Origin of the sequence: Sphingopyxis indica, assembly GCF_032879645.1 — a bacterium.
GTDB classification, from domain to species: domain Bacteria; phylum Pseudomonadota; class Alphaproteobacteria; order Sphingomonadales; family Sphingomonadaceae; genus Sphingopyxis; species Sphingopyxis indica.
Genome location: NZ_CP076394.1, coordinates 4,131,839 through 4,146,353 on the forward strand (window position 1 = coordinate 4,131,839; position 14,515 = coordinate 4,146,353).

The 14,515-nt window shown below is 60.1% G+C and carries 14 protein-coding genes; 6 read left to right on the forward strand and 8 right to left on the reverse strand.

The genetic code is table 11. The features are described 5' to 3' along the window. Positions 1-3,036: a MobF family relaxase gene (mobF, locus tag KNJ79_RS19665; protein ID WP_317153958.1), complete on the forward strand. Its 3,036-nt coding sequence runs from the start codon at positions 1-3 to the stop codon at positions 3,034-3,036. A gap of 130 nt (positions 3,037-3,166) precedes the next feature. Continuing rightward, positions 3,167-4,408 (forward strand): hypothetical protein, encoded by a 1,242-nt coding sequence (locus KNJ79_RS19670; protein WP_317152277.1) that lies wholly within the window; start codon positions 3,167-3,169, stop codon positions 4,406-4,408. Between the two features lie 37 nt (positions 4,409-4,445). Here KNJ79_RS19670 and KNJ79_RS19675 read toward each other — a convergent pair whose 3' ends face one another. Both KNJ79_RS19675 and KNJ79_RS19680 read right to left on the reverse strand, forming a co-directional pair. Next, positions 4,446-5,219, reverse strand: coding sequence for a hypothetical protein (locus KNJ79_RS19675; protein WP_317152278.1), 774 nt, complete (start codon positions 5,217-5,219; stop codon positions 4,446-4,448). 45 nt (positions 5,220-5,264) lie between these two features. Further along, positions 5,265-6,179 carry a restriction endonuclease gene (locus KNJ79_RS19680; protein WP_317152279.1) on the reverse strand — a complete coding sequence of 305 codons (915 nt, stop codon included), beginning with the start codon at positions 6,177-6,179 and terminating at the stop codon, positions 5,265-5,267. 256 nt (positions 6,180-6,435) lie between these two features. Here KNJ79_RS19680 and KNJ79_RS19685 point away from each other — a divergent pair, with 256 nt between their 5' ends. Further along, a complete protein-coding gene (locus KNJ79_RS19685) occupies positions 6,436-7,011 on the forward strand; it encodes a hypothetical protein (RefSeq protein ID WP_394357138.1) in 576 nt (191 codons plus the stop codon). Positions 7,012-7,104: 93 nt separating this feature from the next. On the opposite strand, the gene KNJ79_RS19690 is transcribed toward KNJ79_RS19685, so the two are convergent. From KNJ79_RS19690 to KNJ79_RS19705, 4 genes are all read right to left on the reverse strand, one after another. Continuing rightward, on the reverse strand, positions 7,105-8,136 hold the full coding sequence (locus KNJ79_RS19690; RefSeq protein WP_317152281.1) for a Na/Pi cotransporter family protein: 1,032 nt from the start codon (positions 8,134-8,136) through the stop codon (positions 7,105-7,107). Between the two features lie 41 nt (positions 8,137-8,177). Next, positions 8,178-8,942 carry an IS6-like element IS6100 family transposase gene (locus KNJ79_RS19695; protein ID WP_015449415.1) on the reverse strand — a complete coding sequence of 255 codons (765 nt, stop codon included), beginning with the start codon at positions 8,940-8,942 and terminating at the stop codon, positions 8,178-8,180. Positions 8,943-8,974: 32 nt separating this feature from the next. Beyond that, positions 8,975-9,421, reverse strand: a complete 447-nt coding sequence (locus KNJ79_RS19700; RefSeq protein WP_317152282.1) for an MFS transporter — start codon at positions 9,419-9,421, stop codon at positions 8,975-8,977. A gap of 353 nt (positions 9,422-9,774) precedes the next feature. Continuing rightward, positions 9,775-10,527 carry an SDR family NAD(P)-dependent oxidoreductase gene (locus tag KNJ79_RS19705; protein ID WP_317152283.1) on the reverse strand — a complete coding sequence of 251 codons (753 nt, stop codon included), beginning with the start codon at positions 10,525-10,527 and terminating at the stop codon, positions 9,775-9,777. Between the two features lie 335 nt (positions 10,528-10,862). Between KNJ79_RS19705 and KNJ79_RS19710 the strand changes: the two genes are divergently transcribed. The 3 genes from KNJ79_RS19710 (at position 10,863) to KNJ79_RS19720 (ending at position 13,120) form a co-directional block, all read left to right on the forward strand. After that, positions 10,863-11,495, forward strand: a complete 633-nt coding sequence (locus KNJ79_RS19710; RefSeq protein ID WP_317152284.1) for a glutathione S-transferase family protein — start codon at positions 10,863-10,865, stop codon at positions 11,493-11,495. An 86-nt stretch (positions 11,496-11,581) separates the two neighbouring features. Next, entirely contained in the window at positions 11,582-11,902 is a 321-nt protein-coding gene (locus tag KNJ79_RS19715; protein ID WP_317152285.1) for a DUF423 domain-containing protein, read from the forward strand. A gap of 81 nt (positions 11,903-11,983) precedes the next feature. Beyond that, entirely contained in the window at positions 11,984-13,120 is a 1,137-nt protein-coding gene (locus KNJ79_RS19720) for an alkene reductase (RefSeq protein ID WP_317152286.1), read from the forward strand. A gap of 120 nt (positions 13,121-13,240) precedes the next feature. Here KNJ79_RS19720 and KNJ79_RS19725 read toward each other — a convergent pair whose 3' ends face one another. Further along, positions 13,241-13,990, reverse strand: coding sequence for an SDR family NAD(P)-dependent oxidoreductase (locus tag KNJ79_RS19725; protein ID WP_317152287.1), 750 nt, complete (start codon positions 13,988-13,990; stop codon positions 13,241-13,243). Between the two features lie 53 nt (positions 13,991-14,043). Beyond that, positions 14,044-14,487, reverse strand: coding sequence for a nuclear transport factor 2 family protein (locus tag KNJ79_RS19730; RefSeq protein ID WP_317152288.1), 444 nt, complete (start codon positions 14,485-14,487; stop codon positions 14,044-14,046). Between the last annotated feature and the right edge of the window lie 28 nt (positions 14,488-14,515).

Here is a 14,515-nt window from a genome sequence, read left to right on the forward strand (position 1 = left end):
GTGCTGTCCGTCGCACCGGTCCGCTCGGCGTCAGGCGCTGCCAGCTATTTCGCGAAGGACGACTATTACACCATCGAGGGGTCATCGGAAGTTAGCCTTTGGGAAGGCGAGGGCGCGAGGGAACTCGGCCTACAGGGCGAGGTTTCGAAGGACGAGTTCGAAGCGACGTTGAATGGGTTTCTGCCGAATGGGGAAGCGGTCGCCCAGGTCGAGAACCGCCGGGCCGGCTTCGATCTCACCTTCTCGATGCCGAAATCCGCATCTGTCATGGCCTATGTCGCCGGCGACCGTCGCGTGCTCGCCGCCAACATGGCAGCCGTCACGAAGACGATGGCCTGGGTCGAGAAGAATCTCGCGGAAGGGCGGCGCGCAGTTCAGGGCGAGGTCGTGCCCGTAAAGACTGGAAATCTTGTCTACGCGCTCTTCCAGCACGATACGAGCCGGGCGCTCGATCCGCAGGCCCACATCCACGCCGTGATCGCGAATCTGACCCGGATGCCGGACGGGAAATGGCATGCCCTCCATGCGGACAAGGTCTGGAGCCGCAATACGGTGATCGGCGCGGTCTATCACGCCTTTCTACGCAGGGAGGTTGAGAGACTCGGGTACACCGTGGAGCTCAAGGGTAAGCATGGGACCTTCGAGATCGCCGGCGTTCCCAAGGGGGTGATCGATGAATTCAGTAGGCGTCGACATGAAATTCGAGAGACATCCGGAACGCTCGGAATCTCCTCGCCAGAGGGCCGGAGCGAGGTTGCCCAGCGGACACGTGACCCCAAGCTCGCGGTCGAGGATCGGGACGCTCTGAAGCAGCAATGGGTCGACCGTGCCGCATCGCTCGGTTTCGACGGCGCGGCGATCCTGGAAGCGGCCGAAGCGCGCTCCGGCGCTCGGCCGCCGGATGGATTCTTGGAAAAGAGTTATCGTGCAATCGCTGGCGCGATCGACAAGGCTCGTATCCGCCTTGATGCGCATTTGCGACCGCGAGACCCCCTCGTCGATGCCAATCTGGCTCGGTCGGTGCGCTCGCCAGAAGAGGCTCGAACGCAGCTTGCCGTCGCTTCCGCTATTCGCATCCTTGGTGAGCGGGAGGCGGCATGGCCGGAGCATAGCCTCACCAAGACGGCGCTCGACCTTGGCCTCAAAGGTGTGACGGTCGATCTGGTGGAAGGCAGAATCGCGGATCTTTTGAATCGCGAGCAACTCCTGCCGGGAGTCGTCGCTGCCGAGGCTCGTACGGGCCGTATGATCACGACGCCCGAACTCCTCCGGACGGAGGAGCAAATCCTGGCTGCGGTGAAAGCGGGCGAGGGCCGTGCGCGCCCGGTCGTATCGCCGGCGTCCGCGCCGGACCAGCTCCAATCTGCAGCGGATAAGCCGCTTAACGCCGGCCAGCTCGCCGCCGCGTCGATGATCCTTTCATCGGAGGATCGGACCGTAATCGTCCAGGGCGTCGCCGGCGCCGGCAAATCGACCATGCTGCAGGCCGTCGCCAGCGTTGTGGAAGGTAAGGGCCGTGCGCTCCTCGGCCTGGCATTCCAGAACAAGATGGTCGCAGATCTCAGCGAGGGGGCTGGGATACCTGCAGAGACGATTGCATCCTTCGTCTTGGCAAACGAGGCTTTCATTATCGAGCGCGATACCGACCGATATGAGGCTGCCCGCGAGCGCGTCGCGGGCATGATGATCATCGTCGACGAAACCTCGATGGTCTCGAGTGACGACATGCTGAAGCTCCATCGGATCGTCGACGCTCTAGATGTCGACAAGCTCGTCCTGGTCGGGGACCGACAACAACTATCATCGATCGACGCCGGCAAGGCTTTCGCCATGATCCAGGCCAAGGGCGCGACAATGGCCCGGATGGACGAGAATATCCGGCAGACGAACCCAAGACTGCGAGCCGTCGCAGCGCTCGCAAATCGCGGGCAGGCCGGACAGGCACTGAGGGTCCTTGGGGAGAAGGTAATTGAGGCGAAAGAGCCCGCGCTGGCAGCCGCCGAGCTGTGGCTCTCCTTGCCGGAGGCGGAACGCTCGCAAACCGCGGTATTCGCGTCGGGCCGTGCAGCGCGGGCGATCATCAACAGACGTATCCAGGACGGACTGGTCACCGAGGGGGCGGTCAAGGGAAAGGCGGCAACCCTCACTGTCTATGACCGCATCAACCTGACCGCTGAGGAGCTTCGCCATGCTTCGACCTATGAGAAGGGGCAGACCCTTGAGGTTGGTCGTGGCGGTGCACCCGAGGTGGGCCTTCGAGAAGGACGCTACGCGGTGGAGAAGGTCCATCCGAATGGCCGAATCGAGCTCATGTCAGGCCGCCGGCGAATCCGTTTCGATCCGCAGCGCCTCTCGCCAATAGACCGCCGAGACCGGCTGCTGCTCGCGAAGGAGAAGACCATCAATCTGCGGGAAGGGGATCGAATACGGTGGACTGCAAACGATAAGCCACGGGGATTGCTGAATTCGGCTACTGCGCGCGTCCTTGGCGTCGATGCCAAAGGGGTCACAGTCGAGGTGCCTGGCAGGCACCCGCTTACTCTCTCGCTTGGGGATTCTATGCTCTCTCGGCTCGACCTTGCCTACAGTCTCAACATGCACATGGCGCAGGGGATCACGACGCCGAAAGCGATTACCGTCATGTCCTCGCAAGAACGCCAGCTCTCGAACCAGCGTCTGTTCAATGTCGGCGTGACCCGGGTGCGTGAGGAGCTCACCATGGTCGTGGACGACCGCAAAAAGCTCACGCGTCAGCTACAGCATAATCCCGGGAACAAGACGTCGGCCCTTGAGGTGAGGGGAAAACTGGACATCGATGAGAAGCTTGCCCTGCCGAAGGGTGCAGAGAAATTCGATCCGGGGCCAATCGAAGGGCTTGGCCTTCCTGATGGGCTCGCGATCGCGGCCGGGTCACCCGAGAAGTCAAACGGGTTCGCTGAAAATGCAAAGCCCTCCGCAGTGCCGGCAGACGGGACGCGTGCAACCGATGACCTGCTCCCGCCATTGCCTGAGCGAAGTCTTGGCCTCGATCTGTAGGCGCAGAATCGATCCGGCTGCACTGGCCGATCATTCGCTCTTTGTCGTTCCCCGTGGGATTTGCCGGGGCAAATTCGAGAAGAGGATGATAGTTACACCGGCCTCGCCAATCATGAGGTTCGACGCCTGAATGCCGCAGCACATCTTTTATTCCTGGCAAAGCGACACGGACAATCGCATCGGGCGTGGCTTCATCCAGTGGGCCCTCGACCGGGCCATTCGCGCGATCAATGCGGACGCGGCCATCGATCCTGCCGATCGGGACCTCAAGGCTGACCGCGACACTGCGAATGTGCCAGGGATGCCGCCGCTCGTCGACACGATCTTCGACAAGATCGACAATGCCGTGGCTTTCGTCTCCGATCTTACACATGTCGCAGTTCGGGGAAACGAACAGCGCTCGCCCAATCCCAATGTCCTTCTCGAACATGGTTGGGCCCTTAAATCACGCGGTTGGCGCAGCCTCATTGGCGTTATGAACACGGCGATGGGCCACCCGGAAGAGCATCCGCTCCCGTTTGATCTGCGGCATTTCAAGCGCCCGATCCTGTTTCATTGTGCACCCGATGCGACCGACGAGATCAGGCAGGCCGCACGGCTCGGGCTTCAGCGAGACCTTGAAGCAGCGCTGAGGGCGATCCTCGACGACGAGGTCCTGCGGGCTGCGCGCATTGCCGCTGCGCCAGCCCCCGAACCGGCGACTGCAAAGATTGATCCCCGCTGGGACGCGGCGCGCGCCATGTTGACGGAACTGGCGTCCGACCGAATTCGGGGCGGCGTTCCCCGAATTGTAATGTCGCCGGCTCTCGTCCTTCGGCTCGTTCCGCTCGCTGCCATCGATCGGCCCGTACTCAACCCGAGAGTCGTAATGGCCGCGTCGACGCGATTTCCCCCTGATATGTCGGTCAGGGTCGAAGCCGGCTCCGACGAGCGGCAATGGTGGAACCATGGACTCCCCTTAATTCCGACGCAGAACAACCCGGAGACCCGGTGGTTGACCCGGTTTGTCCGGCCCGGAGCCATCGAGTTTGAAATGACGATCGCGGACCGGATTGACGATGACCCGGAGATAGCGATCGATGGCCGCGGGCTGGAAGACTCAATTGTCGAACACCTCGAGCGGCTGGCGAATGTCCTTGCATCGATCGGGCTTGGGGGAGCTGGCCTGATACAGATCGTCCTGCGAGGCGTTGACGATGTCATCCTTCGGCAGGCCAGACCTGGCGGGCGCCCTGTTCGGAAGCCGGAGCTCTACCTGCCTGAGCTACAGGTCGAGGACCTTGGAGACAGGATGAAGGGCCTCCTGCGCGAACAGTTCAATATCCTTTGGCATGCATCGGGTTGGCCTGAGGGTTCGCCTTCCTTCGATTGACGGCAGCGGAAGCACCCCTGTGGGGTTCAAACCATCATCACGCGGGAGGTTCGACGTCAGGCGGGTTCATATAGGCGCGGAACTCCGAAAGGTCCTCGTCGCTGGGCTCCTCCAACTCGGGAATGAAGCGGATCGTCTCGGCGACGTCTCGCCGGGTAATGAACCCAATGATCGCGCCGCCATTGCTCAATTCGTATTGCATGGACCCGGAATAGCGATCGATCATCGCAAGGCCTGGGGCAAAGGCGATCGGCTTTTTGTTCCCCTTCTTGCTCACTTCGTGCTTTGCGAGCGCGACGCGGAGGAATTCGAGCCGCGTGAATCCCATCTCGGTTCGACGCAAGTCGTGGCGCATTTGCGCGACCAGATCAGGGCGCTCCTCAGCGTCACGAAGCTGTTGCGCGCGGAGTTCGCGATCGTAATGGCGGTATCCCAGATCCCGCTCTAGGTTCGTCGCTTTGAGACCAAAGCCTCCGTTTTCGGCGAGCTTGATCACTTCCTCACAGCGCTGCCGCCATGTCCTCAGGAGCTCATAGGCTGCATAGATCCACATCGGCGTCAGCGCCGAAAGCTGTGCGATCCGGCTCCGGGGCTTTTCGTCGTCCAACTGGCGCTTCAGGATATGGTCCTCGAGACCGTTCAGCATATTGTCGACGAGACAGAGCTGGCTTGCCTGCATGGCGAGGAACGGATTCTCGGCAAAGCCAGCGAGCGTCATCAACGCCTCATAGAGTTCGGACGTGCCGATCTCTGCGACCTTGCGATACCGCGGTTCGGTTCCGTAGAAATCGGCGGCGCTCTCGTCGTCCATCCTTCTCATTTCTCCAATTCGTAGGCCCACCCTGCGCTGGCGGCGCTATGACACTTTTTCCCTCAGCCAGGACGTCAGTCCGCTGTCGACAATCATTCGGGCGAGACGCGTCGGGCCGAGGAGGATCACCCCGTTGGCGTCCAGATCCTCCGAGATATTGCCGGAGTGCCAGACGAAGAACATGCGATCATAGGCTTCGGCATCGGCGAGCCGCTCTCGATAGTCCTCGAGTGCGGCCCGTGAAGCCTGAGACTTCACCTGGACGAATGCGCGTTCCGCGGTGCTTGGAAGGATGAGTTCGAGATCGACGGTTTTCTGTGTCCTGCCGACTTGGGTGACGCGGCGCCAGCCGCTGCTCGAAAAGATGAGGTCGACCAGCAGTTCGAAATCCTGCCACGTCAAAAGGCGCATGAGCGGGATCGTCGCCGCCATCAGCAATCGCTCGGCTTCCTCGGCCGCCGCGACTTCGGGAGAAAGCTCGTCGCTGAGCTTGCGTAACAGGTAGTCGGCCGCCGCGACGTCGCAAATGGTGCCGCGAAACATCTGGACTTTGAGAAGGTGCCCGGAGAGCCGGTCGGCCGTCAGCAAACTGCCGCCCGTTGTGCTGTTGTGCCAGCCGTCTACCGTCCCGCGTCGATGGCTTTTGTCCGCGAGCAGCTCAATTTCGCCGCTGGGCCGGCACCAGTAAAGGAGGCCGCCAACGAAAGTGATGAAGATCGTGCTTTCATCGCTCTCGTAGAAAGCGCGGATCTGCTTCACATCGCGCGTCGCAGCCCCCGGGTCGCCTCGGACTCCCATCATCACTTCCCAGACGCCGCTCCAATCACCAGCAGCGCAAAGGTCGTGAGGCGCCTCCCGATATCCGAAACGCAGGATGCCGTCGCGGATGCATTCAGCCTCCCAGTCACCTCCGCGTCCGAGCTTGATATAATAGACGTTCGTGGCCGAGACGGCAGTCATCTTTCCCCCAATCAGTGCGGCGATGTTTCGAGTTCGGCCGTAGGATATCCGGCATTGCCGAACTTAGGTGGAATTCCCTTACCAAGCGTTTGCCCGTTTGGTGCAGCTTCTTGGAAGGGGCTGCCATGCATGCCCGACGCGCCTAAAATGCCAACAATGACACTTTACCCGAGGGTAAAGTGTCACCAGCGACAAATATGCCTCGAATGGGCGCTTCGGGGATTCACTTTTCGTTCTACATGTGCATGATTCTCCCATGCTCCATGAACCCCTTCATCCTCGCACGGCCAGGAGCAGCCTCGATATGCCGAGGCTGCTTGAGGTTCTGGCGCGAAACTCGGCCCGCCCGCGCTATGCATTCATGGTTCTGAACTTGATTGCCGGCGCGGCCGGACCTGATGGACGGCTCGGACCCATCGTGCTGCACGAAGGTGAAGCCGTGCCCGTTCGGGACTGGCTCTGTGATGCGCTTGCGCCGATGGGCGATCGAGATCCGCGTCGACTGGCATTATTCGCAAGGGTGCGTGAAGAGCTGGCTTCCGCTGGCCAGCTTGGGGATGATCCCGATCTTGCTGAGCGTGCGATCGAGGCCGAGGTCCGCGCGCGAGCTCGCAATTCCGGCAAGACGAACGTGAGCCGCGCTGTCTCCGAGCTCGTCCGGGCTGGCATGATCACCCGTCATTATCAAGGCTACCGGATCGACCATGAGAACCGTGGTGCTCAGCGACAGGCGGTCTATACGCTTACGCCTTTGGCGCGCGGTCTCCTGCAACCGCGTCCTGTAGCCAGCACGCCGCATCGCCGTCCACAGCAGGCTGCATTGCCGTTCTAGAACGCTCGGTGGCTCCGACGTAAGCCATTGATTTAACATAACACTTATTATCGAACTTTCGAATCGGCGTGCGGTGCGAGCCGTCGAACTCGCCTATTGAGCGACTTTCAATCGCGTTGGCAGCAGGTCGCCCTTCTGCTTCAGAATCGGATAAGCCGACGCCTCGATGAGATGACTGCTGACCCGCTTAAGATCGCGCAGCGCGTCCAGGTGCAGGGCGCTGCTTTCGGAGGACTCAATGTTACCCGAACGAAGTCGCCCGAAATGCGCGATCGTGGCGTCCTCTTCGATCCGGCGAAATTTCTCTTTGGAGGCCGCGAGCGCCCGCGCCCCTTCAACATCCCCGTTGAGGAACACGGCTGTCGACAGGCGCAGCGTTTCGATCAACTCGTCGACCTGCGCAATCAGCTCAGCCTTCCCTTCGCGGGAGAACGGTTTTCCACGCTTCTCGGCGCGGCCGATAATGTCGAGCAAGCTGCGGTCGACCACATCACCTGCTTGCTCGAGGTTGATCGAGTAGGCGATGATCCGACCGGCCCTCTCGCTCGTTTCCCCATCCAGTTTCACCGGATCGAGAGCGACCAGCTTGTCCTTGATGATCCGCGTGATCTGATCGAGCTGATCGTCGAGCTTGCGAAGGTCCTCGATTCGGCGCCGATCTGGGTCACCGAGCGCGCCGCGCAACCCTGTTAACATTGCTTCCAGGACGTCGGCGAGGCGCAAAGCCTCGCGCGTCGCCGCAGCGAGGAGCTGACTAATCGGCGCGTCTGGGGCCACGTATGTGAGATATTTCGGCGCCCCCGGTCGCTCCGCTTCGTCGCGCTCGGGTAGCAATCCCTCCAGCAGTTTCGCGAATGGCGTGAGAAACGGGAAGAGCAGGATCGCCAGGCTCAAATTGAAAAACAGATGGAAATTCGCGATCGCGCGGGCCGGATCCGCCTCAATGCTCTGAACGAACGGTGCCACCAGTGGATAGACAGCCAGTACCAACACCACGCCTGCGACGCGGCTGAGCAGATTGCCAAGCGGCAATCGGCGTGCCGCGGCATTGCGCCCTGCCCCCTCCAGAATGGGATTGATGGCGGTCCCGACATTGGCTCCCAGAGCCAGCGGGCTCTGTTGCAAAGATTGGCGGCAGTCAGAGGTAGGCTGTCGCTCTGCGCCGATCAGGCGGCTGCTGCGAAATGGTGGTTGAGCATGCCCATGGCCTCCGTCAGCGCCGAGGGCCCAATGCCAAAAGCTCTCTCCACAAGGCGCACCTCGCCCCTGATGCCGGGCTGCAGGCACCAGGGGCGAGCCTGTCCTTTGCGCAGGGCTCGCATGACTTCGAATCCCTTGATCGTGGCATAGGCCGTGGGGATCGATTTGAAACCGCGCACCGGCTTGATCAGTATCTTGAGCTTTCCGTGATCGGCCTCGATCACGTTATTGAGATACTTCACCTGCCGGTGGGCCGTCTCCCGGTCCAGCTTTCCTTCGCGCTTCAATTCGGTGATCGCTGCACCATAGCTCGGCGCTTTGTCGGTATTGAGCGTGGCAGGCTTTTCCCAGTGCTTCAGGCCTCGCAGGGCCTTGTCCAGGAACCGCTTCGCTGCCTTGGCGCTGCGGGTCGGCGACAGGTAGAAATCGATCGTGTCGCCCCGCTTGTCGACTGCCCGGTACAGGTAGGTCCACTTGCCCCGCACCTTGACGTAGGTTTCATCCAGGCGCCAGCTCGGATCAAAGCCACGCCGCCAGAACCAGCGCAGCCGCTTCTCCATCTCCGGGGCGTAGCACTGGACCCAGCGATAGATCGTCGTATGGTCGACCGAAATGCCGCGTTCCGCCAGCATTTCCTCAAGGTCGCGATAGCTGATCGGATAGCGACAATACCAGCGCACCGCCCACAGGATCACATCACCCTGGAAATGGCGCCACTTGAAATCCGTCATCGTTCCGTCCGTCCAATCTCCGCCAAGCATGCTCAAGCTTCACGATTTTTGCAACAGAGCCGCGTCACGCGCCAGCCGAAGGACTGGTTGAGGTAGCCGCCCACGACAAGTCCTAGAAACAACCCTGCCGGTACGCCCAGTGAATAGATGCCCATCGCCGTGGCGCGGCGCTCACGGGGGAACAGGTCTGCAAGCATGGAATGTGCCGCCGGATTGCAGCCAGCCTCACCAACGCCGACGCCCATGCGAACAAGGGCAAGCTGGATAAAATTCTGCGCTAGCCCGGATAGTGCGGTGAACCCGCTCCAAATCGCGAGACAGACGGCGAGCAGCGTTCGCCGGTTTCCGCGGTCGGCCAGCCTTGCGATGGGGATACCCAGTGTCGCATAAAAAAGGGCGAATGAGATCCCGACCAGGAATCCCATGCTGCTGTCCGAGAGATGGAGGTCCCGCTTTATCGGCTCGAGGACGATCGACAAGATCTGGCGATCGACGATATTGAGCGCATAAACGAGGAGCAGAATGCCAAGCGTATAGCCCTGGCCTCCGAAAATCCCGGCTTTGGTTCCGGTGCCGCCGTGTATGATCGCCTCCCCTTTTTACGTGTCCGGTCGATATCTTTTCGCCTTTCCAAAAAGGATAGGAGGCCGGATCGATGAACGCTTATGGAATTTAATAAGCGTAATCGCAAAAAGGTCGAGAATTTGATTGCGGGTTTCCGAGGATGCCTGGCAGGCACAAATGAAAACGGCACCGCTTGGAACGGTGCCGGTCCGAAACCCGCGACAAGCCCAGGGCAGTCGCGGGTCTCACGATCAAATTGTGTAACGGTTCAGGTAACCTGCAGGCCACCGTCGACGGCGATGATCTGGCCGGTCACCCAAGCCAGTTCGGGGCGTGCGAGTGTTGCGATCCATTCGCCCACATCGGCAGGCACGCCGCGACGGCCGAGCGGAATGGTGTTCCGCTCAAACTCCTTGATCGCCTCGATCGCTTCATCGGGCAGGCCCATCTGCTTTTGCATGAAGGTGGTCTCCACCGGCCCGGAGGCAATGGCGTTCACGCGGATCCGCTTGGGAGCGAATTCCAGAGCCCAGCAGCGGGTAAGATGTTCGACCGCCGCCTTGCTGGCAGCATAGTGGGAAAGGGGAGCGCCCGCCTTGCTGCCATAGGTGCTCGACAGATTGACGATGAGTCCACCTGTGGCCTCGAGGTGAGGCAAGGCTGCGGCCACGATCATGCTGGGGTAGGTGACGTTGACGTTGAAGATGGCGGCAATGCGGTCCGCCGTCATCAGTTCCATCGGCCCTACCGCACCGTCGCCCGCGTTGTTCACCACCACATCGAGACGGCCCCACAATTCGACAGCCTTGGCCACCACGCCCGCGGCGGAGGCGGGATCGGCAGCATCGGCGGCGAAACCGACGATGTTCGGATTGGTCGCTGTTATCTCGTCCAAAGCATTCGCGCGGCGGCCGGTAATCAGGACCTTGGCTCCACCCGCTGCAAAGGATTTCGCCGCGGCAAGGCCGATGCCGCTGCCTCCGCCGGTGATGATGACAACCTTATCCTTGAAGTCCGACATTTTTAACCTCCAGAGCTATTCATCCGGCCTGTGGGAAGGCCGCGTCACGAATGATTTATGGAGTAAGTGTCAGGGTTGAAGGACCTCGCCAAGCCGATCCTCCCGGTTCGCCGCCATTGTCAATAATTTGCGCCGGTTGCGCAAAGAGCTTTCCGGCACTCCTTTGCATGATGGATTTTCACACGTTTATCGGTTTCGGATGCGGGGCGCCGCGTCAACCTATGGTTTGCGCCATCGCAGCAAAGACAATGTGGGTCCACAATGCCATCGCAGGAATGTACTGATCGCTCGATGCACGGCTGGCCTGGCCGTGCTCAAGCGTGGGAGCCTGATCTGTGATATTTTTCCATTCTCAAAACTCCTGTTCCACGGCATCGTTGCTGGCCCTTATCGAGAGTGGCCTCCAGCACACTGTGCAGGTGTATGACGTTCGCTCCGGCCGAACCCAGACTCCGGAATATATGGCCATCAACCCGTGGGCCAAGGTTCCAGCCCTTCAAACCGAAGAAGGTCCTCTTCTGACGGAAAATGTGGCGATCCTGACCTATATTGCCGACAAGGTGACCGAGAAAAATCTGCTGCCGGCATCCGGTACATTTGCGCGCGCGCAGGCGCTTTCGTTCATGGCGCTGTTGTCCAGCACGGTGCACATCGCATTTCGACCAATCTTGCGTCCTGAAAAGTTCGCTTCCACGCCCGAGGGACGCGATGACGTAACGCAAACCGGGCTGGTCAACCTGGATAAGGTTCTCACCTCATTGGAAAATGAGATCCAGGGGGAGCAGTCGGTGTTGCCGGGCGGCTTTTCGCTGTGCGATTATTACGCTCTGGTCTTCGCTCACTGGAGTTTGCGGCCCCAGGTTGCAGGGCGGCTATCGCCAACACCGAGACTTTATGCCGTGGCCAGGGCAATGCATGAGCGGCCGGCCGTCAAAAGCGTGTTTCCCGATGGCCCCGATTTCGGATGATGGATGCGGGGGTCCGAGAGATGCCCGTGGTCTTCTGGAGCAGAAGGACCTGGATGTGCTGGGCGGCCTGTAGCGGCTGCCTGGCCATGGGGATCTGGATTTGGACCAACCTGGGTCCGCGAGCAACCCATACAGAAAACTTCCGCCTCGCGGCCCAAATCCAGTTCATACATGCGATGACTTGTTTTGCGTCGGCAACGTTCATGAACCTGGGCGCGTTGAAAGCGCGGCACGCGCCCGGATTTTTCCTGAGCGGGGCCGGTTTGTTGAGTGGGTCGCTCTACCTCAATCCGTTTTTAAAAGGATCGTTCCTTCTTCTGATGGGGGGGATGGGCTCGCTCTGTCTTTTGGGCGGTTGGCTGACGCTGATTTTGTCCGCGACGGACATTGATCGAGACAAATTTTGATGAGCAGGAACCGATGGATCGGCACGGCATCGCCCTGTTCCTGACAATTGCTGCGTGCCCGACAAATGAAGGAATACACAAATGGCGTCCGCGAACGATGTGCTTTTCGAACCGCTGAAGGTTGGTAACCTCAACCTTCGCAATAGAATTGTCATGGCGCCGATGAGCCGTCACCGGTCGGCCATGTCCGGTGTCCCAACGGACCTGAATGTTGAATATTACCGGCAACGCGCGTCGGCGGGATTGCTGATTACCGAAGGGACATCGCCAAGCCCGCTTGGTCAGGCCTATCTGTTCACTCCCGGTCTTCACACCGAGGAACACGCCGCCGGGTGGCGCCGGGTGGCCGATGCCGTGCATGGGGAAGGGGGCGCGATTTTCGTTCAGTTGATGCATGCCGGCCGGATTTCCGACACGCTTCTGTTGAATGGAGAGGCCCCGGTAGCTCCCTCTGCCGTGGCGCCGCCGCTGAACGAGCCCTATAGCTCGCCCTGGCCCAAGGTGAAGCGGGCCTATCCGACGCCGCGTGAACTCAGCCACCAGGATGTCCTGAAAACCATCGATGAATACCGGGCCAGCGCGGTGCTGGCGCAGAAGGCCGGTATCGATGGCGTGGAAATCCACGCTGCCGCAGGGTATCTGCCGATGCAGTTCCTGTCGACAAATGCAAATCTGCGCACAGACGAATGGGGTGGCAGCATTGAGCGCCGATCAGCGTTCCTTCTCGCAGTGGTGGATGCAATCGCTGCGGCGACGTCGCCCGGCTTTGTATCCGTCAAGGTTTCCCCCGGCTGGACATTCAATCAGGTGGAGGACACCGATCCCGTCGGGACCTACAGCTATCTGGTGCGCGAGCTGTCCAAGCGGTCCATCGCCTATCTTCATGTAGGCAACTACGGCATGGACTGGGATGTTTACGGCACCCTGCGGCCGCTGTTTGATGGTCCGATGATCGTAAATGCCGGTTTCCACCGTGCGGCCGCGGCTGCGATGATTGGCGCTGGCGGTGCTGATCTGACCGCTTTCGGCCAGCATTACATCGCAAACCCGGATCTGGTTGAGAGATACCGGAATGACTGGGACGTCAGCCGGCCGCAGCTGGCAACCTATTATACGCAGGGATACGACGGATACACCGACTATCCTGTTTACGCGGAGAGCGATCCCGCAACCCGTCAGGGCGCGGATTTGCCCGTCAATCCCATCATGCCTGAATAAAAGGAAGGCCCGGCATTGCATCAAGCATTGCCGGGCCAGTTTTCCAAGGGCGAGAAGAGTGCCCAAGGGGGGAGCTTGATCTGCGAAATCGCTGCCGCATCCGAGCGGCGTTTTTATTGGTCAGGCGCTGACCGACCAACCGCCGTCGACGACAAGTTCGGCGCCCGTGACATATTTGGATTCATTTGAAAGCAGATAGACTGCTGCATAGGCGATATCTTCGGGGTCGCCCGGGGATCCCATCGGAATTTTGGCGATATCGGCCTCAAGGATATCGGGCGGGACATCCGCGGTGATCGGCGTGCGCATGGGGCCCGGCACAATGGTGTTTACCCGAACGCCCTTTTTTACATATTCCATCGCGGCGATGCGGGACATCATCCGGACAGCGCTTTTTGTGGCGCCATAGCTGATCGAACCTGGTGCCGCGATCAGGGCGATCAGGGAACTGACGTTGACGATGGCGCCGTTTCCGCTTTTCACCAACTCGGGAAGAGCCGCCTGCATGCCCAGAAGAACACCGGTCTGGTTAACCGAGATGATCCGGTTCCAGCCATCCATCGTTTCTTCTTCAACGCCTGCATAATGGATGATGCCAGCAGTGTTCGACAGTGACGTCAGGCCGCCGAAAGTCTGAACGGCCGCACTTACCGCGTCTTTCCAGCTTTCCAGTTTCGATACATCGAGCTGCACGAAATCGGCGCTTCCGCCCTCATCCCTGATTTTGGCAGCGGCATCTGCGCCAGCCGTGGATATATCGGCCAGCATCACCTTCGCGCCTTCGCGTGCAAAGACCCGGGCCTGTGCTTCTCCAAGTCCGCTCGCCGCTCCGGTTACAAGGACAATCTTGCCGGTCAATCGGTTTGCCATGTCTCTCCTCCAAATATCACGCTTGAGAGTTGATGCGTTTTACCAGCCGGCAATCATTGGCCCGGAGGTGAAAGCTTCAATCCGGTGAGCGGGCTGAAAACGCGCTGGTTGACGAACCGGCGGCTGATCTTCCATGTGCCATTGCGGCGTTCATAATCGTCATGATAGCTCGCGACGACATGTGCGGCCTGACCATCGGCAAGATTGCCGATGCAGTAGACGTCGGAAATGCCCTTTGCGGTATCGCCGTTGAGTTCAAGACGGTGATTGGTGCAATAATGGTTGGTGCTCTGCCACATCGGCCAGATCAGATTTTCAACTCCGCCGCTGATCTCGTCGATACCGCTGAATTTCTGGACAAACTCGATATCCCAGACTGCATCTTCCCACCAGATCGCCTGGAATCGCTCCAGTTCATGCTTGTCCACGCCAAGGCAATAATCCGACACAAGATCGGCCAGTGCAAACCTGCTGATCACCTCTTCTAGATTCGACATGATTACTCCTCTGTGATTGTGATCGAGT

Excerpts from the sequence above, each read along its gene's own strand:
- KNJ79_RS19670 (WP_317152277.1), top strand. The coding sequence starts at position 3,167 with ATGCCGCAGCACATCTTTTATTCCTGGCAAAGCGACACGGACAATCGC.
- KNJ79_RS19675 (WP_317152278.1), bottom strand. The coding sequence starts at position 5,219 with ATGGACGACGAGAGCGCCGCCGATTTCTACGGAACCGAACCGCGGTAT.
- KNJ79_RS19680 (WP_317152279.1), bottom strand. The coding sequence starts at position 6,179 with ATGACTGCCGTCTCGGCCACGAACGTCTATTATATCAAGCTCGGACGC.
- KNJ79_RS19685 (WP_394357138.1), top strand. The coding sequence starts at position 6,436 with ATGCTCCATGAACCCCTTCATCCTCGCACGGCCAGGAGCAGCCTCGAT.
- KNJ79_RS19695 (WP_015449415.1), bottom strand. The coding sequence starts at position 8,942 with ATGACGGATTTCAAGTGGCGCCATTTCCAGGGTGATGTGATCCTGTGG.
- KNJ79_RS19705 (WP_317152283.1), bottom strand. The coding sequence starts at position 10,527 with ATGTCGGACTTCAAGGATAAGGTTGTCATCATCACCGGCGGAGGCAGC.
- KNJ79_RS19715 (WP_317152285.1), top strand. The coding sequence starts at position 11,582 with ATGGGGATCTGGATTTGGACCAACCTGGGTCCGCGAGCAACCCATACA.
- KNJ79_RS19720 (WP_317152286.1), top strand. The coding sequence starts at position 11,984 with ATGGCGTCCGCGAACGATGTGCTTTTCGAACCGCTGAAGGTTGGTAAC.
- KNJ79_RS19725 (WP_317152287.1), bottom strand. The coding sequence starts at position 13,990 with ATGGCAAACCGATTGACCGGCAAGATTGTCCTTGTAACCGGAGCGGCG.
- KNJ79_RS19730 (WP_317152288.1), bottom strand. The coding sequence starts at position 14,487 with ATGTCGAATCTAGAAGAGGTGATCAGCAGGTTTGCACTGGCCGATCTT.